The sequence below is a fragment of the Marinobacter sp. UBA3604 genome (assembly GCF_002375325.1).
Taxonomy (GTDB): Bacteria; Pseudomonadota; Gammaproteobacteria; order Pseudomonadales; family Oleiphilaceae; genus Marinobacter; species Marinobacter salarius.
The window spans coordinates 184,664-209,803 of record NZ_DFMB01000061.1 but is presented as its reverse complement, the minus strand read 5'-3'; the positions used below and the strand labels follow the sequence as shown (position 1 = coordinate 209,803).

Annotated in this window: 18 protein-coding genes; 10 read left to right on the top strand and 8 right to left on the bottom strand. The window is 59.0% G+C overall.

The window, feature by feature from the left end; translation table 11 throughout:
• Window positions 1-90: 90 nt before the first annotated feature.
• The 5 genes from B2590_RS17705 to B2590_RS17685 are packed head-to-tail and all read left to right on the top strand — an operon-like array spanning window position 91 to window position 4,948.
• Window positions 91-1,161: a TRAP transporter substrate-binding protein gene (locus B2590_RS17705; RefSeq protein WP_075195438.1), complete on the top strand. Its 1,071-nt coding sequence runs from the start codon at window positions 91-93 to the stop codon at window positions 1,159-1,161.
• Window positions 1,158-2,288 carry a spermidine/putrescine ABC transporter ATP-binding protein PotA gene (gene potA / locus B2590_RS17700; RefSeq protein ID WP_041333602.1) on the top strand — a complete coding sequence of 377 codons (1,131 nt, stop codon included), beginning with the start codon at window positions 1,158-1,160 and terminating at the stop codon, window positions 2,286-2,288. The genes B2590_RS17705 and potA overlap by 4 nt, the downstream gene beginning before the upstream one ends.
• Entirely contained in the window at window positions 2,281-3,141 is an 861-nt protein-coding gene (gene potB / locus B2590_RS17695) for a spermidine/putrescine ABC transporter permease PotB (RefSeq protein WP_075195436.1), read from the top strand. Before potA ends, potB begins: the two co-directional genes overlap by 8 nt.
• Entirely contained in the window at window positions 3,138-3,908 is a 771-nt protein-coding gene (gene potC / locus B2590_RS17690; protein ID WP_041333605.1) for a spermidine/putrescine ABC transporter permease PotC, read from the top strand. Before potB ends, potC begins: the two co-directional genes overlap by 4 nt.
• On the top strand, window positions 3,905-4,948 hold the full coding sequence (locus B2590_RS17685) for an extracellular solute-binding protein (protein ID WP_127402316.1): 1,044 nt from the start codon (window positions 3,905-3,907) through the stop codon (window positions 4,946-4,948). Before potC ends, B2590_RS17685 begins: the two co-directional genes overlap by 4 nt.
• 30 nt (window positions 4,949-4,978) lie before the next feature.
• On the opposite strand, the gene B2590_RS17680 is transcribed toward B2590_RS17685, so the two are convergent.
• Complete coding sequence (locus B2590_RS17680) at window positions 4,979-5,935, bottom strand: HAD-IIA family hydrolase (protein WP_127402315.1); 957 nt, start codon at window positions 5,933-5,935, stop codon at window positions 4,979-4,981.
• A 207-nt stretch (window positions 5,936-6,142) separates the two neighbouring features.
• Here B2590_RS17680 and B2590_RS17675 point away from each other — a divergent pair, with 207 nt between their 5' ends.
• The gene (locus B2590_RS17675; protein WP_127402314.1) at window positions 6,143-8,416 is read left to right on the top strand and encodes a sensor domain-containing diguanylate cyclase; all 2,274 of its coding nucleotides are present in this window, start codon (window positions 6,143-6,145) and stop codon (window positions 8,414-8,416) included.
• A gap of 15 nt (window positions 8,417-8,431) precedes the next feature.
• Here the strand turns inward: B2590_RS17675 and B2590_RS17670 are convergent, their stop codons facing one another.
• The 5 genes from B2590_RS17670 to dctP form a co-directional block, all read right to left on the bottom strand.
• Window positions 8,432-9,844 carry an alanine/glycine:cation symporter family protein gene (locus B2590_RS17670; protein ID WP_075195428.1) on the bottom strand — a complete coding sequence of 471 codons (1,413 nt, stop codon included), beginning with the start codon at window positions 9,842-9,844 and terminating at the stop codon, window positions 8,432-8,434.
• Between the two features lie 23 nt (window positions 9,845-9,867).
• Window positions 9,868-10,308 (bottom strand): universal stress protein, encoded by a 441-nt coding sequence (locus B2590_RS17665; RefSeq protein WP_041333611.1) that lies wholly within the window; start codon window positions 10,306-10,308, stop codon window positions 9,868-9,870.
• A gap of 33 nt (window positions 10,309-10,341) precedes the next feature.
• Window positions 10,342-11,625, bottom strand: coding sequence for a TRAP transporter large permease (locus tag B2590_RS17660; protein ID WP_075195427.1), 1,284 nt, complete (start codon window positions 11,623-11,625; stop codon window positions 10,342-10,344).
• Window positions 11,626-11,658: 33 nt separating this feature from the next.
• A complete protein-coding gene (locus tag B2590_RS17655; RefSeq protein ID WP_036202413.1) occupies window positions 11,659-12,252 on the bottom strand; it encodes a TRAP transporter small permease in 594 nt (197 codons plus the stop codon).
• A gap of 109 nt (window positions 12,253-12,361) precedes the next feature.
• Window positions 12,362-13,390, bottom strand: a complete 1,029-nt coding sequence (gene dctP / locus B2590_RS17650) for a TRAP transporter substrate-binding protein DctP (RefSeq protein WP_075195426.1) — start codon at window positions 13,388-13,390, stop codon at window positions 12,362-12,364.
• Window positions 13,391-13,572: 182 nt separating this feature from the next.
• On the opposite strand from dctP, the gene recC reads away from it, so the two are divergent.
• From recC to B2590_RS17630, 4 genes are read left to right on the top strand one after another with little or no spacing between them, the layout of a single operon-like run.
• The gene (recC, locus tag B2590_RS17645) at window positions 13,573-17,172 is read left to right on the top strand and encodes an exodeoxyribonuclease V subunit gamma (RefSeq protein ID WP_127402313.1); all 3,600 of its coding nucleotides are present in this window, start codon (window positions 13,573-13,575) and stop codon (window positions 17,170-17,172) included.
• Entirely contained in the window at window positions 17,169-20,876 is a 3,708-nt protein-coding gene (gene recB / locus B2590_RS17640; RefSeq protein ID WP_127402312.1) for an exodeoxyribonuclease V subunit beta, read from the top strand. The genes recC and recB overlap by 4 nt, the downstream gene beginning before the upstream one ends.
• The gene (gene recD, locus B2590_RS17635) at window positions 20,873-23,044 is read left to right on the top strand and encodes an exodeoxyribonuclease V subunit alpha (RefSeq protein WP_127402311.1); all 2,172 of its coding nucleotides are present in this window, start codon (window positions 20,873-20,875) and stop codon (window positions 23,042-23,044) included. Before recB ends, recD begins: the two co-directional genes overlap by 4 nt.
• A gap of 35 nt (window positions 23,045-23,079) precedes the next feature.
• Window positions 23,080-23,538, top strand: coding sequence for an META domain-containing protein (locus B2590_RS17630; protein ID WP_075195423.1), 459 nt, complete (start codon window positions 23,080-23,082; stop codon window positions 23,536-23,538).
• 11 nt (window positions 23,539-23,549) lie between these two features.
• On the opposite strand, the gene B2590_RS17625 is transcribed toward B2590_RS17630, so the two are convergent.
• A complete protein-coding gene (locus B2590_RS17625; protein ID WP_127402310.1) occupies window positions 23,550-24,080 on the bottom strand; it encodes an alpha/beta fold hydrolase in 531 nt (176 codons plus the stop codon).
• Between the two features lie 19 nt (window positions 24,081-24,099).
• On the bottom strand, window positions 24,100-25,104 hold the full coding sequence (locus B2590_RS17620; protein ID WP_286810071.1) for an LLM class flavin-dependent oxidoreductase: 1,005 nt from the start codon (window positions 25,102-25,104) through the stop codon (window positions 24,100-24,102).
• Between the last annotated feature and the right edge of the window lie 36 nt (window positions 25,105-25,140).

The following is a 25,140-nucleotide window of genomic DNA, read 5'->3' as shown; positions in this document are numbered from 1 at the left end:
GGTCGGTCGACGATTGGCGTCAGCCGGCCAGCAAGCTATGATGTGGGCGATCTGATCCGACCACTACAAAAAACGGAACCTGACCTCGCTATGACTATTCGCAAATCTTTCATGACCGTCCTGGCATTGGTGTTCGCGCTGGCAAGCGCGTCGCTGTCGGCCCAGGAAACCTATACGCTTCGCCTCGCAGAAACCTGGGGGCCCAACTCTCCGATTCTGGGTGAAACAACGCGCCACATGGCCTCGATGGCTGAGAAGATGTCGGGCGGCCGCCTGCAGTTTCGCATTGACTCATCCAACAAGCACAAGGCGCCATTCGGTATTTTCGATATGGTGAAGGCGGGCCAGTACGATATGGGGCATACCGCCTCGTATTACTACAAAGGCTCGATTCCCAATGCCATGTATTTCACCACCGTTCCCTTCGGGATGATTGCACCTGAGCAATACGCCTGGTTTTACTACGGTGGCGGCATGGAATTGATGGAAAAGGTATATCGTCCCCATGGCTTGCTGTCGTTCCCCGGTGGCAATACCGGCAACCAGATGGGTGGCTGGTTCCGCGAGGAAATCAACAGTGTTGAGGACCTCCAGGGTTTGAAAATGCGCACACCCGGGTTCGCCGGCGAAGTGATGTCCGAAGTGGGCGTTGCGGTGACCAACATCCCTCCCGGGGAGCTCTACAGCGCGCTGGAGCGAGGCACGATTGACGCTCTGGAGTGGGTCGGCCCGGCACTGGATTTTCAGATGGGCTTCCATCAGATCGCAAAGTACTACTACTCCGGCTGGCAGGAGCCTGGCGCTGAAGTTCAGTTCCTGATTAACGAGAAAACCTGGAACAAGCTTCCCGAAGAGCTCCAGGAAGTACTGCGGGTGGCTATGCGGACCGCCGCCTACGACATGTACATCCAGAGCATGCATGAAAGTGGCGTGGCCTGGGATCGTATGAAGGAAGACTATCCGGATGTCACCCATAAAACCTTCCCGCCAGAGGTCATTGAAGCGCTTCGTGATGCCACAGAGAAGCTGTTGGCCGAAGAGGCGGAGAAGGATGAACTGGCACGGGAAATCATCACTTCCCAGCAGGATTATCTGAAGCAGGTTCGTCAGTGGACCAACATTTCCGATAAGGCCTATCTGAACAGCGTTTCGGGTGAATGAAAGAGACGCTTCTCTCGTTGAAAAACGTCTCCAAGGCGTTTGACGACAAAACCGTGTTGAACTCGCTGGACCTGGACATCCTGGACGGCGAGTTCATCACTCTTCTGGGGCCGTCGGGTTGCGGCAAAACCACCCTGCTGCGCCTGATGGCGGGTTTTGAGCAGCCAGACACCGGGGCAGTCAGCCTGTCTGGCCATGACATTACCCATGCCGCCCCCGAACACCGCCCCCTGAATACCGTGTTCCAGAACTACGCGTTGTTTCCCCATATGTCGGTGTACGACAACGTCGCCTATGGCCTGAAGATGGAGAAACGGCCCAGGGACGAAATTCGCCAGCGCGTGGATGAAGTGCTTGCCATGGTGCAACTGCAGGATTTCGCCCGCCGCAAACCGCATCAGCTCTCTGGTGGACAGCAGCAACGGGTGGCCATTGCCCGTGCCGTGGTCAAGCGTCCGCAACTTCTGTTGCTGGATGAGCCTCTGTCTGCGCTTGACTACAAGTTACGCCGGACCATGCAGGTGGAGTTGAAGCGACTGCAACGGGAACTGGGCATCACGTTTGTATTCGTGACCCACGATCAGGAAGAAGCCCTGTCGATGTCGGATCGGGTGGTGGTCCTGAAAGACGGCGCGATTCAACAGCTGGGTACGCCCCGGGAAATCTATGAGCGGCCCGCCAATCTCTTTACAGCGCGCTTCGTTGGGGAGACCAACCTCTTTCCGGGATATCTGACCTCGGTTGAAGATACTGGCATTACCCTGGATATCCTGGGCCTGAGCCGTACCCTTCAGAAGCCCGGGTTTACGCTGCGCAAAGGTGAGCAGGTGAATGTCCTGCTGCGTCCGGAGGATATTCGTGTGCTGGCTCCTGAAGACGAAAAGGGTCTGGCCGGCAGGATTGTGGAGCGAAACTACAAGGGCAGCACGCTGGACTCAGTGATTCATCTTGAGGACGGTACTGAAGTGCTGGCCAGTGAGTTTTTTGATGAGGACGATCCTGCCTTTGACTATAAACTGGGCGAGCCCGTGCGGGTCAGTTGGGTCGACGGCTGGGAATGGTTATTGCCGGTTGAACTGGAGCCCGTCAACAACGACGCAGAAGAAGGGCTGAGTACGAATGCATAGGGTGTTACAGCAGCCCTTCAAAACCGCAGTGCTGATTCTGGTCTGGGGCTGGTTGTTGCTTCTTGTGCTCACCCCGAACCTACTGGTGGTGGGGGCCAGTGTGATGACACGAGACCCCGGCACCTTCCTCTCGTTGCCGCTGAACCTGGACAGTTACCGGCAGTTGTTCGACCCGCTGTACCTGGACGTGTTCCTGAACTCCCTCTACATGGCCGGCATGACGACCGTCTTCTGCCTGCTGATAGGATATCCCTTTGCCTGGGCATTATCGGGCCTGGGCAAACAGCGCCAGATGCTGCTGATTTTCCTGTTGATTGTGCCTTTCTGGACCAATTCCCTGGTGCGCACCTACGCCCTGAAACTGCTGCTGGCCACCAACGGCCTGATCAACAATGCACTCATGGGGTTGGGGCTGATCGACGAGCCGCTGAGAATGCTCTACACCGAAGGTGCTGTGATCATCGGGCTGGTATACCTGCTGCTGCCGTTCATGATCCTGCCTCTGTACTCCGTGTTCGATGACCTGAGGAAAGAGCTGCTGATGGCCTCGCACGACCTGGGAGCGGGCAAGCTTTCGACGTTCCTGCACGTGACGATACCCCTGACCTTGCCGGGCGTGCTGGCGGGCGTGATGCTGGTGCTGTTGCCCGCCATGGGCCTGTTCTTCGTGGCGGACATACTGGGTGGTTCCCGCAATCTGCTGGTCGGCAATGTCATCAAGAACCAGTTCCTGGACGCCCGTGACTGGCCCTTCGGTGCCGCCGCCAGCATTCTGTTGACGGTTGCCATGGCTGTCCTGCTGTTTGCGCACCGGCTCAGCCAGCGGCGGCTCGGTGAGGAGGCCAGGGCATGAATCGCTGGCTGCCGAAAACCTATCTCACCCTGGTGTATGTGTTGCTCTACCTGCCGATCCTGGTGCTGGTGGTGTTTTCGTTTAACAGTTCCCGCACCGGTTACCGCTGGGGCGGGCTCAGTCTGCAATGGTACGAGTCGCTGTTCAATAACCACGCCATGGTCCAGGCCATGTGGAATTCCCTCTGGCTGGCACTGGCGGCGGCCACGGTATCGACCATTATTGGCGCGCTGACAGCGTTGGCTCTTCACCGGTATCGCTTTCGTGGCAAGCGTGTGCTGCGCGGGATGCTGTTTGTGGTGATGATGTCGCCCGAGATTGTATTGGCCATCTCTTTGCTGGCGTTGTTCCTGTTGGTGGGCCTGCAACTGGGGTTTGTCTCTCTTCTGCTGGCCCACGTTACCTTCTGCCTGCCATTTGTGGTGATCACCGTAATGGCACGATTGAGCGGGTTCGATGAAAGCCTGCCCGAAGCGGCGCGGGATTTGGGCGCCAATGATTTCACCATGACCCGCACGGTACTGATTCCGGTAATCATGCCAGCATTGCTGGCTGGATGGCTGTTGGGCTTCACCCTGTCACTGGACGATGTGGTGGTGAGCACCTTTGTGAGTGGTCCCAGCTATGAAATTCTGCCACTTCGCATCTACTCTATGGTGCGTGTGGGCCTTAAGCCGGAAGTGAATGCCCTGGGCACCCTGCTGCTGGTGTTTTCCCTGGCAATGTTGATGCTGTCCCAATGGATACTGACAAGGAGCAAACGATGAAGAAACTGGCGTTGGCGGGCCTGATGGCTGCAACCCTGACCGGATGCAGCTCGCAGGAAGAGCCGCAGGTACTGAACCTCTACAACTGGTCTGAGTACATGCCCCAGGAGGTATTGGACCGCTTTGAGGAGGAAACCGGTATCCAGGTGGTCTACACCACCTATGACAGCAATGAGGCTATGTATGCGCGGCTGAAACTTCTGGATGACAGCGGCCAGTACGATCTGGCGCTGCCCTCCACCTATTACGTCAACAAAATGCGTAAGGAAGGGCTGCTGGAAAAGATCAACCACGAGAAACTGGAAGGCTTCGAAAAGCTCGACCCCGAGCTGACGAACCTGGATATCGACCCTGAAAACCAATACAGCGTTCCCTACCTCTGGGGCACCACAGGGCTGGCCTACGATGCCAATGATGTTGAGGGCGAAGAGGTAACGGCCTGGTCGGATCTGTGGGACGAGAAATACGAAGGCCGCGTGATGCTCACCAACGACATGCGCGAGGTGTTCCACATCGGGCTGAGAGTGCTCGGATACTCTGGCAACAGCACCGATCCCGAAGAGATCGAGGCGGCTTATGACAAGCTGACCGAACTGATGCCTGCGGTGCGTACCTTCAACTCGGATGCACCGCGAATGCCCTATCTTGAAGGCGAGACCGACATCGGCATGATCTGGAATGGTGAAGCCGTGATGGGTGAGGAGGACATGCCGTCCCTTGAATACGTCTATCCGGAAGAGGGCATCATTGTCTGGCTCGACAGCTTTGTGATTCCCAAGAACGCCGAGAATGCAGACGCTGCCCATCAATTCATCAGTTTTGTCATGCGGCCGGAAATCTCCGCGCTGATCAGTGAAGACATCGGCTATGTCACGCCCAACCTTGCGGCCCGCGAATTGTTGAGCGATGAAGTGGCCAACGACCGCACCAGCTACCCGACACCGGAAGACCTGACCAACGCCGAGTTCCAGAAGGACGTGGGTGACGATGCCATGCAGGTCTATACCAAATACTGGGAAATGCTGAAGTCCGGGCAGTAAACCCGCAAACGGCTTGATCCGCCCCGGAAATCAGATCTCCGGGGCGATAAAGTCAGGCGCGATACCAGACTGCGCGATGCAGCGCGGTATATCCATATCCTGCAGGGAGCCCTCGGTCGTCACCAGCAGGGTTTTCATGCCGGCGTTCTGCCCGCCCAGGATGTCCGTATGAAGGGTGTCGCCCACCATGAGTATCTGCCCCGGCGGCACGTCCGCGAAGCGCTCAAGCACGGCCTGGAAAGCAGGTGCATAGGGCTTGCCGTAGAACTGCGGTTGGACACCGCTGGCCTCACGGGCCCGGTGGGCGAAGAATCCGGGTTCCAGCGTCAGGCAGTCGCCGCGGGGGGCCACCAGATCTGGATTGGCGATTTCCAGTGGCCTCGGCCGTTCTGTCAGTGTGGCCTCCAGTGCCGCCTGCATCTTCTCGTTCCAATCCTCGCTGCTGAGCATGATCAGGCCGTCATAGCTATCCAGTTTTCGTTTCAGTTGCTCCGTGACGGGGGGCCGCACCGGTTGCCAGTCTAGCGGCAGCGTGTCCGGTTCGGAATTCTCCGGGGCAATGACACCCCATAGGCCTTCGCGTCCCCGGTCGGACAGAGACTGCTCCAACAACCAGCGGCTGGAAATCAACTGTTCCGGCGTGATGTCGAACCCCATGCGCCGATACTTCTCCACCAGTTTGGCGTGGCTGGCGGTAGCCGCGTTGGAGAGAATCTGGACGTGTTTGCCCATTCGTTGCAGCTCGCGAAACCGTTGAATGGCTGCGGGGAAGGCCCTGGGTCCGGCATTCAGCACCCCAAAGGCATCGAACACGTATACCTGGAACCGGTCCGCCAGCGGCGCCATATCCTCCAGCGTGACAGGTCGAGGCTGTTCTGAGGTCGGCAGGCCCGCAGGCAGCCAGCGACGGATCTGCTCATACTGGTGGAAAGCCCAGGCTGGAGTGGGTGTTATGCCATTAAACGAGGTGGGGTGGGTATCGATCATTGGCCTAGAGTACCGCTTGGCGTACCTCGGCGGAAACCCATTTCCAGCGCTGGACGGTTTTGTGACAGGGGATAGGCGAACGGCGCTGAAATCGTTGTATAAAGGAGCGGTTAGTACTTGTGTTTATTGCGCGCCTGAGCGAGTTTAACTCCATAGATGTTGTATAATTGCACTACTGTACTATTTGGCGACAGGCAAGCCCACTGTATGCAGATGTTGTACTCCCTAAACGCCGTAAGGCTGATGCTCCTGATCGCTTTGAGCTTTTTGGTGCCTTCGGCGGCGTATGCGGCAGTGGACCTGGACGAGGGATGGGAATATCGGTGGGGCGATTCTCCATTGACCGAGGAGGGGGTGCCGGAGTGGACTCTGGGCCAGGCCCCCTGGCAATGGAACGCTATCAGCTTTCCATCCAACCCGCCTGGTCGCAACGGACAAGAACATGTGTGGTATCGCATCACCCTTCCGGAGGGCGAGTGGCAGGAGCCGGTTCTGTATATCTACAGTGTCGATCTGATTGTCCAGGTCTGGCTCGACGGCGAGAACATCTACCAGTACGGCAGGTTTGATGATCAGGGCCGGGGGCGTTTTGAAGGTTGGCCCTGGCACGCGATTCCGCTGCCTGAAGAGTTTGCGGGTACGCCGATCTACTTTCGCATTTTCTCTGATTACACCGACATTGGTCTGTGGGGTGAAGTCTCCATTATGGAGCAGCCGGCCCTGACCCTGTTTATCGTGAAAAACTCCCTCGAAGCCCTGGTCATTTCCGGCTTTTCAGCCCTGATTGCCCTGCTAGCGATGATCTTTGCCCTGTTGCAAACGGAAAAGAAGAGTTTCGGCAGCATTGCCCTGTTCTCTTTGTCGTCCGCTGTTCTGCTTCTGTCCGACAGCCAGGCCAGTCAGTTGATCTGGAACCTGCCGATGATGTGGGACTATCTGGCCGCTGGTTCCTACTACATGCTGCCGGTGGCCATGGCATTGTTGCTGGAGCAGTGGTTCAGTGATCGCCGGCCCTGGTTGATTAATCTGGTCTGGAAGATTCACCTTGTCTACGCGGTGGTGGCGATAGGGCTGGCATTAATGGGTGTGGTTGACCTGTCATCAACGTACCCGCCGTTTGATGCGCTGCTGTTAGCGTCCCTAGCAACCGTCACGGTCGTTGTCGTAAAGCGGTTCAGACAACTGAAGATTGAACAGCAGATCATCCTCGCCGCTTATGGCGTGTTCTGCAGCCTGTTGGTGGTGGATATGGCCGTTGCCCACGGCGTCCTGCCCTGGGGGCGGGTACCGGTCAGTTGGGGAACGCTGGTCTTCTCGCTGGCCGTAGTGATGATTTCCCTCTGGCATTATGCACGAACCCAACAGGCGCTCCATCGGTTGAACCTGTCGCTGGAGCAGCAGGTAACAGAGCGAACCCAGAAGGCGGAATCGTTGGCTCGCCGTGAGCAGGCCAGGGTGAGGCTGCTCACGTTCGAGAATGAAAAAACCCGTGTTCTGAACGACATCAACGGGGAGCTGCAGGATTGCATCAGCCTCAACCAGACGTTCCATATCCTGGCGCGACGACTTCCTGACCTGTGCAGCCCTCTGCGGGGAAGGCTATATCAGCGTGTGGAAAACGGCAGCGCCTATGAACTGTTGACTCGCTGGGGGTATGCCGGGGAACCGGAATCACCATTGCGCATCGAAACTCCTGAGGGCCCGCCGCCCCATAGCCAGATACCGGCCCGCCATGTTCAGGACCTGGATCAGTCCTGGTCCGGGTGGCAGAAGGGCGAGGATGAGTCATTGTGCCTGTGGATTAACTTGCAATCGGCAACCGAGGGGGCGGTGACAATGGCGCTGTTGTTTGTGGAAGTGCCGGACGAGTTTGCGGCTGACGGCACGGATTACGGCGTGGCCCGCTTGTTCCAGACGTTAAGTCAGGGGGTGCAGAAAATCGGTATCGCGCTCTCAAGCATCAGCTTGCGGGAGGAACTGCAGAAATACTCGTATGAGGATGCGCTCACCGGCCTGAAGAATCGCCGTTATTTTGATCAGCTTCTGGAGCACGAGTCGGCGGTGGCCTTGCGTGGTGACCAGCCGCTGTCACTGCTGATGGTGGATATCGATCATTTCAAACGCTTTAACGACACTCATGGCCACGAAGCCGGCGATTCCGCTCTGAAAGCCGTGGCCGGTGTGTTGGCGCGGCATTTCCGCGACAGCGATGTGGTCTGTCGTTTTGGAGGCGAGGAGTTTGTCATCATCATGGCCGGCTCCACCGCAAAAGCCGCTTACGATAAGGCGCGAGAACTGGCCCATGCCGTCCGTGCCATGCCGGTGGAACATGGTGGCTTTGAGTTGGGCCACGTAACCATATCGGTGGGGGTGTCCAGCTGGCCCGAGTGCAGCGACTCCCCAGACAGCTTGCTGGGACTTGCCGACCGGGCCCTTTACCGCGCCAAGGAGGCGGGCAGGGACCGGGTAGAAATTTCATAGGCGCCGGAACGGGTACTAATGCCAGATGTTGCCGTCGATCTTTTCGTGCAGCTCAGGGTAGTCTTTTGATTTGAAGTGGGGTACCTCGCCCTGTTTGCGCTGGGCAAGATAGTCTTTTGTCAGCTTCACCACCGTACCTGAAAGCATGACAATGGCAATCAGGTTGATGGTTGCCATCAGACCCATGGATGCGTCAGCGGCGTTGAAAACAGTCACCACCGCCTCGTAACTGCCCCATACAACCATCCCCAGGACGGCAGAGCGAAGCAGTGTAATGGCGATGGTACTGTCACCGCCAAGGTGAATCAGGGCATTCTCTGCGTAGGTGTAGTTGGCGACAATGGACGTGAATGCAAAGAACAGGATGGCAATGGCGATGAAATAGGCGCCAGACTCGCCAATGTGGCTTTGCATGGCATCCTGGGTAAGCTGGGTTCCGGTAATGCCGGAGCCCGGTTCCATGACGCCGGAGAGCAAAATCATCACTGCTGTTGCGGTGCAGATAATGATGGTGTCGACAAACACGCCAAACGCCTGCACCAATCCCTGGGATGACGGGTGGTGGGGCGCTGGTGTGGCCGTTGCCGCAATGTTGGGCGCCGAGCCCATGCCGGCCTCGTTGGAGAACAGCCCGCGCTTGATACCATTGAGCATGGCGGCGGTAATGGAACCCGCTGCGCCGCCGGCGGCTTCTTCCAGCCCGAAGGCGCTCTTTACGATGGTCATCAGCACGCCCGGCACTTCAGTGATGTTAATGGCCATAATCACCAGAGCAATAAGCACATAGAGACCCGCCATCAGCGGCACTACCAGTTCTGCGAACCGGACGATGGAGCGCAGGCCACCAAAGATGACAATGCCCGCGAGAACAGCGATCACAATGCCAACCCAAATCTTGGGCACTCCAAAGGCACCCTGCATGGCATCGGCAATGGAATTTGCCTGAACAGCGTTGAAGACCAGTCCGAAGGACAGGATCAGGCAGACGGCAAAAATACTGCCCGCCCACGGCGCCTTCAGGCCCTTGGTTATGTAGACCGCAGGCCCACCCCGATACTGGCCTTTGCCATCACGTACCTTGTAGAGCTGTGCCAGCGTGCTCTCCGCGTAGCCGGTTGCCATGCCGACCAGGGCGACCATCCACATCCAGAAGATGGCGCCAGCACCGCCAAGATACAGGGCCACCGCGACACCGGCGAGGTTGCCGGTGCCCACGCGAGAGGCAAGGCTGGTGCATAGGGCCTGGAACGGCGATATACCGTGGACATCGCTGTCACGGGAGCCACGAATGGCGCGGATCATTTCCCCAAAATTGAGGAATTGCAGAAAACCCAGACGGATGGTGAAAAAGACACCAACGCCCAGCAGGCCGTAGACCAGAACGTAGCCCCACAGAATGGAGTTCAGCGAATCTACGATAGTGGTCATAGTTCTTCCTTAAACAGTTGTCGTTAAACTACCAGCACTGGACATTTCGCCTTGGAAGCGACGCGGTGGGACACGCTGCCAAGCAGCATACCCTCTTTATCGCTGTGAGTGCCCCGGGTACCGACCACAATCAGGTCTACTTCCTTGTCCTTGGCAAACTTGACGATCACGCTGGAAGGACGGCCGGCTTTAACAAAGCCCCGAACCTTTACCGCCCCCTTTTCCTTGGCCTTTTCCTTGGCATGGTTGACGATCTCCTTGGCGTATTCCGATAGCACCTTGTCAGGGATATCCATGCTATCCGGCCGGCCAATCGACAGAGATGCCTCAAACAGGCTGTGATGCTTGTAAACACAGATCAGATAGATCTCGGTGTCCATGAGTTTTTGTAGCTCAATGGCCTTGTCCATGGCCTTGAAGGATGACTTGGAACCGTCAACGGCCACCAGAATTTTCTTGAACATTTCACTCTCCCTGAAGTCCGGTCTCTATATCCCTCAGCGGAACGCAACGTCACGAAGGAACAGCGCAATTTGCGGGAAGGCGATGATCAGCCCGGCCGCTGCCACCAGCATAAAGACGAACGGTGGCGTACCACGGATTACTTCCCAGTATGGGCGCTTGAATATGGCGATGGCGGTGAATATGTCACAACCAAAGGGTGGCGTTGCAGAGCCTATGGCGACCTGCAGTGTAATCAGAACCCCGACGAGCACTGGGTCCAGACCGGTGGCTTCGATCGCCGGTGCAAAGATCGGCGTCAGCACCAGTATCACCACGATCGGGTCAACAAACATGCAGGCAACAAAGAAGGCGATACAGATCGCAATCAGGACACCTACCGGGCCGGCTTCATTGACGCCAACTGCTTCCAGTATTGTTTGTGGAATCTGTGCAAACGAGATAATCCAGGAAAAGCCGTTGCCCACGGCAACCAGTATGAAAACCACAGCGGTAATCAGGCCGGTGGACTTGGCAATCCGATAGATATCCGGCAATTTCAGCGAGCGGAACACCACGAATTCGAGTAAGAAGGCGTACAGCACGCACACAGCGGCGGCCTCCGTAGGGCTGAAAATACCGCCGTAGATACCACCAACAATGATGACCGGGAAGAAAAGAGGCCATAGTGCTTCGCGGACGGCGACCCCCCGTTCTCTCCAGCCGGCCCTTTCCTCGGTGGGGACCTTGTTAATGTATGCATAGATCAGGCAGTAGATTGAAAACATCATCAGAATCATGACGCCCGGGCCGATGCCTGCAATGAACAGTTCGGCAATGGAGGTTCCGGAAATAACCCCGTAGATAATGAAGCCGATACTGGGGGGGATCAAAAAGGCAATGTCACTGGAATTGATGATCAGCGCCAGGGAGAACGAGTCGGAATAGCCCGCTTTAAGCAGTTTGGGACGCAAGGGAGAACCAACAGCCACAACCGTCGCCTGGGTGGAGCCGGATACCGCACCAAAGAGGGTACACGAGGTGGCTGTACTGATCGCCAGCCCGCCTTTGATGTGCCCGATAAAGGCCATCACCATATGGATAAGGCGGTCGGCGGACTGCCCGCGAGTCATGATATCAGCCGCCAGAATGAACATGGGCACAGCAATCAAAGAGGCTGGACGGATACCTCCCATCATTTGCTGGACGAACGTGCCCATCTGGCCGAAGCCATCAAACATCATTACAAAACCGACCACCGCACCGGTAATCAGCGGAACCATCATCGGGAAGCCCAGGAGCAGCAGCCCGATCATGATTACCATCATTATAGTCGCCATGAGTTTCTATCCTTTGTTAAAGCAGCTGCAGGTTCAGACTTCCGACTCACTATCAGAGTAGCCGTCGATCACACCAGTGGAGAGATAAACATCCTTGCTGGTGAGATTCTTGATCGCTGTGAGGAAATACTGAATGCCGGTAATCGCAAAGCCCACTGGCGCCCAAACGTAAATCCACCAGATCTCAAAGCCCAACGCAGGGAGAATTCGCCCACGGCTGTAAAGGGTCTCGACGTATCCATAGGAGTGGTAGCAGAGGAAGAACATTACCAAAGAGGTAAACAGGGCGATGAAAATCATCAGTACTTTGCGCCCTTTTGGCGGGATCGCATCATAAACCGCAGACATGCGGATATGGCGGCCATGGCGGGCCGCGTAGCCGATGCCGGCAAACGTAATCAGGATAATAAGAATCCGGTTAATCTCGCCGGAGAAAAACAGGCCTTCTCCAAAGACAAAGCGTGCAATAACGTTGATGCATGTGTTGACGGCCATAAGGATGACGCCAACCGCGAGCATCACGGCCTCAGTTTTAGCAATAACTTCATCAATGGTTCCCAGAAACCCGGGCAGGCCGGACTCGTAGGTGCCGGTATCGTCTTCTAGATCCGGGGAGTTCTCGGACATGGGGGGTTGCTCCAGAACATATCGCTCCCAGCCGGCAGGAGGTCCCCGGCGGGGCGGGGTTAAAACAGATTCCCGCCGGGCAGGGCCGGCGGGAATGGTTCCTTCAGGATCAGTTGCTCTGAACTTCCTTGAGGTCTTCCTTGAACTGGTTCAGCAGTTCTTTACCGCTTTCGCCAGTCATCTCGATGAACTTCTCTTCAACCTGCGGCGCGCGGGCCTTGAAGGCTTCGATCTGTTCGTCGTTCAGGCGAGTGACGGTGACTTCGTCGCTGGCTTTCTGGATCTTCTCAAGGGCTTCTTCAGCGAGACCATCGATGTGAACGATGATTTTCTCGAACGCGTAATCCGCAGCGTCCTCAACAAGCTTCTTGTCTTCGTCGGACAGGCCGTCGTAGAAGTTCTTGTTGGCCATCATGGCAGTGGTGAACCAGCCGTGACTGGTGAAGACCAGGTTCGGGGAAACTTCATAAAGACCGCCGGATTCGATCCAGAAAATCGGGTTCTCCTGACCCTGGATCATGTTGGTCTGCAGGGCACCGTAAACTTCACCCCAGGGCAGCGGCGTGGGGGTTGCACCAAACGCTGAATAGGTTTCCGACAGCAGCGGGTTGGTCATGACACGGATCTTCTTGTTGTTGAAGTCTTCCGGTTTGCTGACGGGCTCGTCCACCGTTACAACCATTTCGCCTTCCGGGTACATCTGCAGAAGCTCCAGACCATTCTGGGCATACAGCTCCGGGAAGTCCTCGTTGATCGCCTCACTTTCACGGAAGAACTTGATCACCGTGTCCATGTCGGTCGGCATCAGGTAAGGAATGAAGAAAATTTGCGCTTCCGGAATCAGCGAGCCGGTGAAGCCGGGAGACTGGTTGACGAAGTTAAGGATGCCAGCCTGGGTCTGCTCCATGATGTCGTCGGATTCGCCGAGCTCACCAAAACGATAAATCTGCAAGGTGTGGTCGGAGTTGTCTTCGATGTATTCCTTGAAGTCGTAAGCGAATACGTCCTGGACATCACCTTCATATTCTTCGTGCGCATAGCGCCAGTTGGCAGCATTCACCGAATTCGCCGCTGTCATTGCGGCAAAGGCAAACGCAGAAAATCCGGCCAGTTTCTTGAACTTGCTCATGGTGCTCATCGCGTTGTCTCCGCTTATTTTTTTGCTGAAATGATCTGTTACATTTATTTAGACTGGCAAAACAATCCCGATTTCGCAAGAAATTGGCGAATTTACCTGGGGCCGAAAGCGACGCGTTCCGGTCGCCCATGCAAGTTGTGGTAGGCTTTTGTTTCTTACCGGAAACAACACACAGGGCAGGTATGCCAGTAACGCCATCCATCGAGCCCGGCTTTCACGCCATCCACGCGAATCATCTGGAAGACCTGCGCCGGGCTGTGGTCTGGATCAGCCGGCAAAGCCCCCTGCCACCGCTGGAAAGTGAAACCTTTCTTGTGCAGAGCAATGGTATTGCCCAATGGCTCAAGCTGGCACTGGCTGAAGACCCGTCCGAGGAGGGTGCTGATGTCGGGGTCGGCGGCCTGGGGATTGCGGCCGGCATGGATTTTCTGTTTCCCGCCCGCTTTATCTGGCAGGCCTACCGTGCGGTACTGACCTCGGAGGGCGTACCGGAACAGTCCCCGTTTGATAAGTCCCGACTGGTCTGGCGCCTGTTCCGACTACTGCCGGAGTTGATCGCGGACGACGACGTGTTTGCGCCGTTGCGACGATTCATGGCCGGAACGGATACTGAAACCCGACGCTACCAGCTCGCCGGCAAGATTGCGGACCTGTTCGACCAGTATCAGGTTTTCCGCGCCGATTGGCTGGCGGATTGGGAAGCCGGCCATGACCGGCTGCGGATGGCGCGCGGCGAATACCGTGAGCTGGGCGATGAGCTGCGCTGGCAGGCGGTACTGTGGCGCAGGCTGGTGGCCGATGTGGGCGAACTCGCGGGTACCAGCCGTTCACGCATTCACACCCGGTTCATGGCGCAAGGGCAGGCACTGACAGCCGCAGACCGGCCTCCAAACCTGCCCCGTCGTATTGTGGTCTTCGGTGTGTCATCCCTGCCGAAGCAGGCGCTGGAAGCCCTGTCCGTTCTCAGCCGGGTCAGCCAGGTGGTGCTCTGTGTCCATAATCCCAGCGAATTTTACTGGGCCGACATCATCAGCGACCGTGACCTGCTGACGGCGGACCGCAAGCGCGGCAAGACCCACCCGGAACTGGCGGCACTGACCGACCCTGATGCCCTCCACCAGCACGCCAACCCCCTGCTGGCGGCCTGGGGCAAACAGGGGCGGGACTACATTCGCCTGCTGGACGAGTTCGACAACCCCGAGGCGTACCAGGGCCGCGTGGCAACTCCGGAGGGCCGGATCGATATTTTCACGCCCCACGGAGATCCGGATAAGCCTGCGCTGTTGCACCAGATCCAGAACGACATTCGTTCGCTCACTTCCCAGGCAGAGATGCTGGGGCAGGCACGGACCCTCGATCCGTTCCAGGACGATTCCGTGGTGTTTCACAATGCCCACAGCCCGCAACGGGAAGTGGAGATTCTTCACGACCAGTTGCTGGCGGCATTCAACAGCAACCCGCAGCTTCGGCCCCGCGACGTGATCGTCATGGTGCCAGACGTCGACACCTACGCACCTCACATCCAGGCGGTGTTTGGCCGTTACCCGTCGTCGTCCCGGCGCTACATCCCGTTCACCATTTCCGACCAGGGCCAGCGGCATCGTCAGCCGGTGCTGATTGCACTGGACACGTTGATGGCGCTGCCCGAAAGCCGTTTTGGCGTCAGCGAGATCATCAGCCTGCTGGAAGTGCCGGCCGTACGCAGCCGGTTCGGTATCGCCGAGGGCGACCTTCCATTGGTACGCCAATGGGTGGACGGCGCCAACATCCGCTGGGGCCTGCACAGCGAACATCGCAGCAGTCTCGACTTGCCTGAGGGACTGGAACGCAACACCTGGCAGGCGGGGCTGCGGCGGATGCTGTTGGGCTATGGCGCTGGCCGCGACGATCCCTGGCAGGGCATCGAACCGTTCGAGGAAATTGGCGGCCTGCAGGCGGGTGTGGCGGGCAATCTCTACCGCTTTGTGGATCGGCTGGAAGAGCTCTGGCACGAACTCAGGTCCACTGCAACGCCTGCCGGCTGGCTCGATCGGCTGCAGTCCATCCTCGAACGCTTCTTCGCTGAACTGTCTGACGACGATCTGCTGCTGGTGAACCGGCTACGCCGACAGGCAGAGCAGTGGCTCCAGGACTGCAACAGTGCCGGCATGGAAGACGTGGAACTGCCTCTGAGCATCGTGCGGGAAATTCTGCTGGAAGGGTTGGAAGAAGGCGGCCTCAATCAGCGCTTCCTGGCCGGCAAGGTCAATTTTGCAACCCTGATGCCCATGCGCGCCATCCCCTTTCGGCGGGTGTGCCTGTTGGGCATGAACGACGGTGACTACCCGCGCTCGCGACCGCCGGTGGATTTTGACCTGATGGCCGTGGATTACCGGCCGGGCGACCGTTCCCGCCGGGAGGACGACCGCTACCTGTTTCTGGAGGCATTGCTCTCCGCGCGGGAGCAGCTTTACATCAGTTGGGTAGGGCGCAGCATCCGTGATGACTCGGAACGGCCACCCTCCGTACTGGTCAGCCAGCTCTGTGACCATCTTGATGCGGTGTGGCAGGTGGAGGAGTCGGACCGAAAAGCCTCTCCGGCCCTGACGATCAAACACCCGCTGCAGCCGTTCAGCCGTGAGTATTTTCCCGCCGGAAATCGCGGAGCCGGGCACAATGGCTCGCCCGACGTGAACGCAGTGCTGGCAACGCGGCGCCTGTTCACCTATGACAGTGAATGGCTCAGTGCGCACCAGCAACGGGAAACCGATGTGGTGGGCGTCGAACTGCCTTTCCTGCCTCCGGCGGAGCCACTGACGATTGCTGATATTGGCGCTTTCCTCAAGCGACCAGTGGACACCTTTTACCAGCGCCGGCTGCAGGTCCGGTTTACCGATGTGGAGAGTCTGGACACCGACAACGAGGCATTCGCCATGGACGGCTTGCACCACTGGCGCCTGGAGGACGAATTGATCCGTCATGCGGTGATGAAATCGGGCACCGAGGACGAACTGCATCAGCGGCTGGAGGCTGCCCTGGCGAGTATGGCCCGGCGAGGTGAGTTGGGCATGGGAGTGACCGAAACCGCCCTGACCCGGCAGTTGGAAAGCCGCATGCCAGACCTGTACCGGCGTTATCAGGAGGCCGTGGCGCTCTGGCCTGAGCCGGTGGAAGATATCTCAGGCTTTGAGTACCGCCATGAGCATGGCGACGCGGCGGTCACTGTTAACGACAGGCTGGGCAACCTGCGTACCCGCCCGGGCGGTGACCTCTGCCGGGTGGTGATCGCCAGTAGCAATTTGCTGGAAGGGGCCGGAAGCGCTCGCCAGCTAAAGTTCCCGGCCCTCTTGGAACACTGGGTGGCACACCTGGCAGGTAATATTCGTTACGACGCTTTCCACACCCTGGTGATCGCCAAAGAGGAAAAGCGTGTCGTCAACCTGTTGCCTCTGGACACCGACCAGGCCAGGGAATACCTGGCCGGCATCCTGGGCTACTGGATTCAGGGTCAGACGCGGCCGCTGCCGATAGAGTCGGGTGCGGCCTTCGGCTATTTGCGGGGCCTTTATCCCGCCAGGGGCGAGGGCAGTGAAGACAAAGCACTGCTGAAGGCGACGGACGCCTACGGCAAGGCTCTGGAGCGCGACAGTGGTTACCTGCGCCGGGCCTATCCGGAGGTAGAACAACTGCTGGCGGATGACGAATTTCCGCTGTTGGTGTCGGCACTGTATGAGCCACTCTGGCACGCCGAACAGGCCGGTCGGGCCAAGCCTGGCGGTGCGGGAAAGGAGTCGACAAAATGACGGAAGAGATCCGCAAGCTCGATCCCCTAACACTGTCGTTGCGTGGCAGCCAGCTGATCGAGGCCAGTGCCGGCACCGGCAAGACCTTTACCCTGGCGCTGCTGTACGTGCGCCTGGTACTGGGCCATCGCACCGTGGAAGAACCCCTCGGTGAGGGCATCATGCCGCCCAACCTGTTGGTGGTGACCTTTACTGAGGCCGCCACCAAGGAACTCCGGGACCGGATTCGCGCCCGCCTGACCGAAGCCGCGGCGTTATTCGCGGCTGAACCGGACACTGTCGACACCGCGGCGATGTCAAAAGACCCACTGGTGAATCTGCGCAATGCCTGCCCAGCGACCGACTGGCCAGCCTGCCGCCGCAAACTGCTGTTGGCCGCGGAATGGATGGACGAGGCTGCCGTGTCCACCATCCACGGCTGGTGCAATCGCATGCTCAGCGAACATGCCTTCGACAGCGGCAGCCTGTTCCGTCAGACCCTGGAGACCAGTCAGACGGACCTGCTGGATGACGTTGTGAGGGATTACTGGCGTACCTTTATCTACCCCATGCCACCGGAGTTGATGGGGGAGGTGCTGGACACCTGGAAAACCCCGGAAAGCCTGCGCCAGTCAGTGCGCAACCTGTTGCCACACGTTGATGCCCTGCCAGTGCCGGAACGTGACCCACTGGCCGCTGCGGAGGAAGCGAAACGCCTGCGGGAGGTGGAACTGCAGGCTCTGAAAGCCCCCTGGCCGGCCTGGTGCGACGAACTGGAAGAGCTGTTGGCGGAAACCACGAAGCGAAAGCCGAAACCGCTGCATGGCACCACCAAAAACTCCCTTCAAAAAGCCGTGGAACACCTTCGAGAATGGGCCACAACCGATGCGGCTGAACCGCATGAGTTCTTGTCGAGCAAGCGCACCAAGGGTTTCGATACCCTGGAGGCGGACGCGTTTGCCGAAAAATGGACCGGCGAGGATGAGCCTCCGCATCATCCTGCCATGGACGCCATCACCGAACTCAAACCGGCATTGAAAACCATGCCGGTGGCGAAAGCGGACATTCTCAACCATGCCGCCTGCTGGATCGCCCGTCGCCTGGACAGCGAAAAACAGCGCCTGGCCAGTATGGGCTTTGACGACCTGCTCACGCGACTGGATGCCGCGTTGGGCGGCCCCCAGGGCGAACGCCTGGCAGGCACTATTCGTCGGCAGTTTCCGGTGGCGATGATCGATGAATTCCAGGATACCGACCCGGTGCAGTACCGGATTTTTGACCGTATATACCGGGTGGCCAGCAACGACCAGGACACCAGCCTGTTGATGATTGGCGACCCCAAACAAGCGATTTACGGTTTCCGTGGCGCTGATATCTACACCTATCTGGATGCCCGTCGGGCGGTCAGCAGCCGAACCTACACGCTGGGGACCAACTACCGCTCAGCTGTCGCCATGGTAGACGGCGTCAACCGGGTATTCGCCCAGGCCGACCAGTCCCTGCCCGAAGGGGCCTTCCTGTTTCGAGCCGGGGACGACAACCCGTTGCCCTTCAGCCCCGTGGAGGCCAAAGGTACCGGCCAGCAATGGCTTGTTAACGGGCAGCCGCGACCACCACTGACGTTCTGGACCCTGACCGATGAGCGCCCTATCGCCAAGGAAACCGGCAGGGAGGCCATGGCCGAGGCCTGTGCGGCGGAGATTGCCCGCCTGTTGAATCTGGGGCAGAGCGGCGAGGCGGGCTTTGGGGCCGAGGGCACGCCGTTTGAGCCCGTGCGACCGGAGCACATTGCTGTGCTGGTCAACAAACGTGACGAGGCGAATGCCGTCCGGCGATCATTGGGCGCCCGGGGCGTTCGCAGTGTGTACCTCTCAGACCGTAATTCCGTGCTGCAGTCGGTCCAGTCGGTGGAGATGTTGCAGTGGCTGCAGGCCTGCGCCGAACCGGGCCAGCTTCCGCTGATTCGCGCGGCACTCGCCACGCCCACCATGGGCCTGGCTTATCAGGAGCTGGACCGTCTGTTCAGTGACGAAAATGCGCTGGACCGCGAGATCAACCGCTTTCAGGGCTACCGTGAACTCTGGCAGCAACAGGGCGTACTGCCGATGCTGCGGCGCCTGCTGATGGACTATGACGTGCCGGCGAAGCTGCTGTCCGGGCCTGACGGCGAACGCGGCCTGACCGACATTCTGCATATTGCCGAACTGCTTCAGCAGGACAGCCAGCAGCTGGACGGCGAACATGCGCTCATTCACCACTACACCGAGATGTTGCAGGATTCCGACGATGAGGACGAACACCGCACCATGCGCCTGGAAAGTGATGCCGGGCTGGTCAAGGTGGTTACTGTCCACAAGTCCAAAGGCCTGGAGTACCCGTTGGTGTTCCTGCCGTTTGCCACCGAATTCCGCGAGGAAAAGCCGAACCAGTCGTTTATCAAGTACCACGACGACGAGGGCCGGCTGCAGATTTCCCTGGAGCCGGATGAAGACACCCTGGCAAGGGCCGACCGCGAACGACTGGGTGAGGATATTCGCAAACTCTACGTTGCCCTGACCCGATCCCGTCACGCCACCTGGGTTGGCGCCAGCGGCATCAAAGGCTGGCGGCAGAGTGGTCTGGGGCACCTGATTGGCCGCTCTGCCAGCGATGAAGACACGGACCTGATGCCCTTCCTGCAGTCCGTGGCCACCGGCGAGCCCGCAATCGATGTGGCGCCCATGCCTGAGCCAGGAGACGACGTTTACGCGGGCGACGAGGAGCCGGAGCTTGGCAACGCCCTGGAGCCAGTGCGGGAAGCCCGGGAAAACTGGTGGATCGCAAGCTATTCCGCGATCACCTATGGCGCCCGCGGTGGCTACGGGAACGACTTCGCACCGGCCAGTGAGGATGCGGAGCAGGAGAACCTGCGTGACGAGGACGAGCCCGTTGTGGCCGATACCCTGGCCGCAATGATTCCCGACTGGCAAGGGCCGCAACCGGTCAACCAGCATGCTTTCCCGAAAGGCTCCGGCCCCGGCACCTTCCTGCATGATATTCTGGAGTGGTGCGCTGGAGAGGGGTTCCATAAGGTGGCTGATGCGCCGGAGGATCTCCACGAGCTGCTGGAGCGACGCTGCCAGTTACGCAACTGGAGTGATTGGACTGACACCCTGAAAACCTGGATCTACACCCTGATCACCATGGACATCCCGCTTCCGGGCAGCAGCAGGACATGCTCCCTGGCGGGCCTTGAAACCTTTCGGCCGGAACTGGAGTTCTGGTTTGAAAGCCATGAGGTGAACACCCTCGCCATGGACAGACTGGTCCGCCGGCATACGCTGGGTGGTGATCCGCGTCCCGAGGCTCAGCAAGCCACCTTCAATGGCATGCTGAAAGGGTTTATCGACCTGGTGTTTGAACACGAAGGCCGCTACTACGTGCTGGACTACAAGTCGAACTTCCTGGGGGAGGACGATCAGGCCTATATCCCTGACGTGATGAAAGACAAAATCCTTGAGAAACGGTATGACCTGCAGTACGTCATCTACCTGCTGGCGTTGCACCGCCTGTTGAAAGCGCGCCTGCCGGACTACGATTACGACAGCCACATGGGAGGTGCCGTCTACCTGTTCCTGCGTGGCTGCGATGCACCGGGCGCCGGCGCTTTTACCGAACGACCGGACAGGGCCCTGATTGAGGAACTGGACCGGCTGTTCAGCGGCCAGGGGGAGAAAGCAGCATGACCGGAGAAAGCGGAACCATTGCGGACCTGTTCGACGCCGTTGAGCCCGAACCGGCACCACGGTTGCCCCAAACCGCTGCCGACGCTCTGGCCCTGCTGGATGAGTGGGTGGAGCGCGACTGGATTCGTGCCCTCGATCATGCCTTCGCGACGTTTGTTTGCACGATGGTCCGTGAACAGGGAGAGCAGCCGGTGGCCATGCTTGCGCTGCTGTCAGCGATGGTGTCACACCAGGTGGGGCGGGGGCACGTTTGCCTGGATGTGCGTCATCTCTGTCGTGCCACGGAACCCACGCTGGTGCTGCCGCCGGAAGGCGTCGGTTCTCTACCTGAAAACAGCCCTAGGCCGTCGGATCTGTTTGCCAGTGTCGACGCTGACCAACTGATTGGGATGCTGGGGCAAAGCTGCGCTGTAAGCAACGGCGAGCAGGCAGCACCGCTGGTATTGGATGGCTCGCGGCTGTACCTGCGTCGATTCTGGCGCTATGAGCAGGCTATTGCCGCCGGTATTCGGACACGTCTCGACAACCGTGTGGCGTTGACGGATACCGCGCCGTTGAAAACGGCACTGGATACCCTGTTCGGCACGGAAAACGATTCCGATGGCCCGCCGGATTATCAAAAAGTGGCCTGTGCCCTGGCAGCACGGAACCGCTTCAGTGTCATTACCGGCGGTCCCGGCACCGGTAAAACCACCACGGTAGTCAACCTGCTGGCGGCTTTGCAGTCGATGGCCTGTGAATCGGCTGAGACCGCCGGTGCCAACCCTTACCTGCGCATCCGCCTGTCGGCGCCAACAGGAAAAGCGGCCGCAAGGCTCAGTGAGTCCATCGGGGGTGCCGTTGACCGTCTGCCGCTGGAAAGCCTGCCGGGTGCACCGGATAAATCCGCCATTCCAACTCAGGTCACTACATTACACCGGCTGTTGGGCAGTCGCCCGGGTTCACGGAGTTTTCGTCACAACGAGGACAATCCGTTGCCATTGGATATCCTGGTGATTGATGAAGCGTCCATGGTGGATGTGGACCTGATGGCGTCGGTCTTTGCCGCCCTGCCCGACAAGGCCAGGCTGATTATGCTGGGGGACAAGGATCAACTGGCGTCGGTGGACGCTGGTGCGGTGTTGGGGGAGCTCTGCCAGCGCGCCGAAGGCGCACACTACCTGCCGCAAACGGCGCAATGGCTGCAAGCGGTGACCGGATGTCAATTGCCATCAGAGCTGCTGGACTCCGAAGGCCTGGCCCTGGACCAGGCGGTTGCCATGCTGCGAAAGAGCTATAGGTTTGACGAACACAGCGGTATCGGCGTGCTGGCATCGGCCACCAATGCGGGCCAGCTCGGCCGGGAATTGATCGGCCAATGCCGCAACCAGGGCTTTGAGGATGTGGCCTGGCTGACTGGAGAGAACGACATGGGGTGGTTGGCAAATCACGCCCTGACGGGCAGCCCGGAACGCTTCCACAACCAGGGCATGCAGCGCGTGGTTGGCACTGCGCCGGTTGATCCTCCGGTTGGCTACGGCCACTATCTAAAGCTGATTCGTGACCGCAAACCTGTCATCGACGTCGAGGCGGATGGGCGTGAATCATGGGACGCCTGGGCAACCGAGGTGCTCGCGGCGTTCAATCGCTTCAAGGTGCTTTGCGCGTTGCGTCAGGGGCCGTTTGGAGTAGAAGGGCTGAACCATGACATTGCCGGGCGTTTACATAGTGCCGGTTTGATCGAGCGCACCGACGGCTGGTACGCCGGTCGTCCGGTACTGATCACCGGAAACGACTATAATCTGGGCCTGATGAATGGCGATATCGGTATCACCCTCAGCGTGCCCTGGGATCGTAACGACGCGGGTGAGCCGGTTGAGACCCTGAGGGTCGCCTTTCCGTCCAGTGACGGTAGCGGAGGTGTCCGATGGATATCGCCCAGCCGTTTGCAATCGATGGAAACGGTCTACGCCATGACCGTGCACAAGTCCCAGGGCTCGGAATTTACCCACGCCTGCCTGGTGATTCCGGACCGCCTGACCCCGGTGTTGACCCGGGAGCTGGTATACACCGGCATCACCCGGGCACGCCACTGGCTCAGCCTGGCGGTATGCCAGGACGGTGTGCTGAAAGAGGCAGTGGGGCGTAGCGTGATCAGGGCGTCAGGGCTGGCTGGGTTGTTGGCTTGAAGCGTCTATTGTTAACCCTTATAGGGAGAAAGCACATGAGAGGAGTCGTGTCGGTACCCGGGCATGTGGCAATTCTGTTTGCTCTGCTTTTCCTGGCCGGTTGCGTCGGGTCACCTGCTACCAGCCGTTCAGCCGATGACATCGTGGCGATGCCGTTGACCAACACCTATTGGCAGCTGTTGAGCATCGGGGGTGAACCGGTGTCAGAAACCAACGCCGACCAGAAACCCCACATTCTGTTTCTGGACGACGGCCGGGTAAGTGGCTTCAGTGGCTGCAATCAATACATGGGTAACTATCAGGTCACGGGTGAGAACCTGCTGTTTGATTCCATGAGCAGCACTCGCAGGGCCTGCCCGGATAATCAGACGGAACAGTTGCTGTTCGCGGCCCTGGCGAAGACCGTTGGTGTCAATCTCGAAGGCATCGAGCTTCGGTTGTTGGGTGAAGCCGGCGAAGAGTTGGCAGTGTTCGAAGCCTCACGGATGAAATAAGGCGCCGGTCGTCAGGCGTCAGACAGACAGTCGGTCATGAAGCCCCTGAATTCGATCACCAGCCGCGCCAGGCTGTTTTCCAGGCGGTGTCCGTCCGGAAGTGCCAGCAACGGCAACTTCTGCTCCCGTGCCAGCTCAATCACCGGCATCGGCAGCACCACATCGTCGTCCCAGCCGTGAATGATCTGGGTGTGCCGGGCCTGAATCCGGGGGCTGGATTGCGGATAGGCCGACATCGCCAAAGCCGGCGCCAGAAGGAAGCACCCCAGTACCGGTGTTTCTGCACTGGTGCGAGCACACACCCAGCCTCCCATGCTGGACCCGGCCAGGATGGTTCTTTCCGGGGCGGCACCCGCCTCGGTGATGGCTTCTCTCATCTGTGTGAGGCGTTCGGCGGGATCTTTCGTGCTGCGATGATCCACGGCAATCGCGGTTACACCGGGAAAGGTTTCCGCTTCGGCTTTCAGCGCCTGTACTTTGGTGCCTCCAGGGCCACTTTCCAGGCCGTGGGACAGGAAAACATGAAATTCGGGCGTGGCCATGGTTGTCTCCGGTAAGAGGTCAGTGTCGGGTGGCGGCCAGGATATCCAGCGCGTGCCGCCGTTTCTCGGGGTCGTACAGATCCACGGTAAACATCAGTTCGTCCACGTCCACAGTCTGCAATAACCGATCTAGCTGCTCCCGGAGAGTGTCCTCACTGCCCAGCAACTGCAGCGACAGGAAGTCCTTCACGCCTGCCTGCTCACCGCTGTTCCATAAACCTTCCATGGACTTGACCGGGGGGCGCATCCACAGTGGTTGTCCTCGGAACAGGGAAAGAATGCGCTGGTAACTGGTGGTAGCCAGGAACTGGGCCTCCTCGTCGGTGTCCGCTGGCACGGCCGGAACGGCCAGAATCACATAGGGTTTGTCCAGTTGATCCGAAGGCTGGAAGTTGTCCCGGTAAGTCTGGATCGCCTCGCGGTAAAGCCGGGGCGCGAAGTGGCCGGCAAAGGCGTAGGGTAGCCCCCGCATCGCGGCAAGCTGAGCGCTGTAAAGGCTGGAACCCAGCAGCCAGATGGGCACATTGGTGCCGGCGCCGGGAATGGCCTTGACCGGCTGCCCCGGCTGGAGTGGCCCCAGCAAAGACTGCAGACGCGCGACATCCTCGGGGAACTGTTCTGCCCCGAGGCCGTCCCGGCGCAGCGCCCGGCTGGTTATGGGGTCGGTGCCCGGAGCTCGGCCCAGGCCAAGGTCAATTCGGCCGGGATAGAGGCTTTCCAGGGTGCCGAACTGCTCGGCGATTACCAGCGGCGGATGGTTGGGCAGCATGATACCCCCGGACCCTACCCGGAGAGTGCCGGTAGCACCGGCAATGTGCCCGACCAGTACGGCCGTTGCGGAACTGCTGATGCCTTCCATGTTGTGATGCTCGGCCAGCCAGAAGCGGTTAAAGCCCAGGCTTTCCGCATGGCGGGCGTAGGCCACGCTGTTGGCCAGGGTCTGCCCCACGGAATCGCCTTCGCGAACGGAGGCCAGCTCAAGAAGGGAATAGACAGGGAATTGGGCGCTGGAATTCTGCGACATTGAATGCTCCGGGTTTGAACTATCCGGCAGCATAAC

Excerpts from the sequence above, each read along its gene's own strand:
- B2590_RS17705 (WP_075195438.1), top strand. The coding sequence starts at position 91 with ATGACTATTCGCAAATCTTTCATGACCGTCCTGGCATTGGTGTTCGCG.
- potA (WP_041333602.1), top strand. The coding sequence starts at position 1,158 with ATGAAAGAGACGCTTCTCTCGTTGAAAAACGTCTCCAAGGCGTTTGAC.
- potB (WP_075195436.1), top strand. The coding sequence starts at position 2,281 with ATGCATAGGGTGTTACAGCAGCCCTTCAAAACCGCAGTGCTGATTCTG.
- potC (WP_041333605.1), top strand. The coding sequence starts at position 3,138 with ATGAATCGCTGGCTGCCGAAAACCTATCTCACCCTGGTGTATGTGTTG.
- B2590_RS17685 (WP_127402316.1), top strand. The coding sequence starts at position 3,905 with ATGAAGAAACTGGCGTTGGCGGGCCTGATGGCTGCAACCCTGACCGGA.
- B2590_RS17680 (WP_127402315.1), bottom strand. The coding sequence starts at position 5,935 with ATGATCGATACCCACCCCACCTCGTTTAATGGCATAACACCCACTCCA.
- B2590_RS17675 (WP_127402314.1), top strand. The coding sequence starts at position 6,143 with ATGCAGATGTTGTACTCCCTAAACGCCGTAAGGCTGATGCTCCTGATC.
- B2590_RS17670 (WP_075195428.1), bottom strand. The coding sequence starts at position 9,844 with ATGACCACTATCGTAGATTCGCTGAACTCCATTCTGTGGGGCTACGTT.
- B2590_RS17665 (WP_041333611.1), bottom strand. The coding sequence starts at position 10,308 with ATGTTCAAGAAAATTCTGGTGGCCGTTGACGGTTCCAAGTCATCCTTC.
- B2590_RS17660 (WP_075195427.1), bottom strand. The coding sequence starts at position 11,625 with ATGGCGACTATAATGATGGTAATCATGATCGGGCTGCTGCTCCTGGGC.
- B2590_RS17655 (WP_036202413.1), bottom strand. The coding sequence starts at position 12,252 with ATGTCCGAGAACTCCCCGGATCTAGAAGACGATACCGGCACCTACGAG.
- dctP (WP_075195426.1), bottom strand. The coding sequence starts at position 13,390 with ATGAGCACCATGAGCAAGTTCAAGAAACTGGCCGGATTTTCTGCGTTT.
- recC (WP_127402313.1), top strand. The coding sequence starts at position 13,573 with ATGCCAGTAACGCCATCCATCGAGCCCGGCTTTCACGCCATCCACGCG.
- recB (WP_127402312.1), top strand. The coding sequence starts at position 17,169 with ATGACGGAAGAGATCCGCAAGCTCGATCCCCTAACACTGTCGTTGCGT.
- recD (WP_127402311.1), top strand. The coding sequence starts at position 20,873 with ATGACCGGAGAAAGCGGAACCATTGCGGACCTGTTCGACGCCGTTGAG.
- B2590_RS17630 (WP_075195423.1), top strand. The coding sequence starts at position 23,080 with ATGAGAGGAGTCGTGTCGGTACCCGGGCATGTGGCAATTCTGTTTGCT.
- B2590_RS17625 (WP_127402310.1), bottom strand. The coding sequence starts at position 24,080 with ATGGCCACGCCCGAATTTCATGTTTTCCTGTCCCACGGCCTGGAAAGT.
- B2590_RS17620 (WP_286810071.1), bottom strand. The coding sequence starts at position 25,104 with ATGTCGCAGAATTCCAGCGCCCAATTCCCTGTCTATTCCCTTCTTGAG.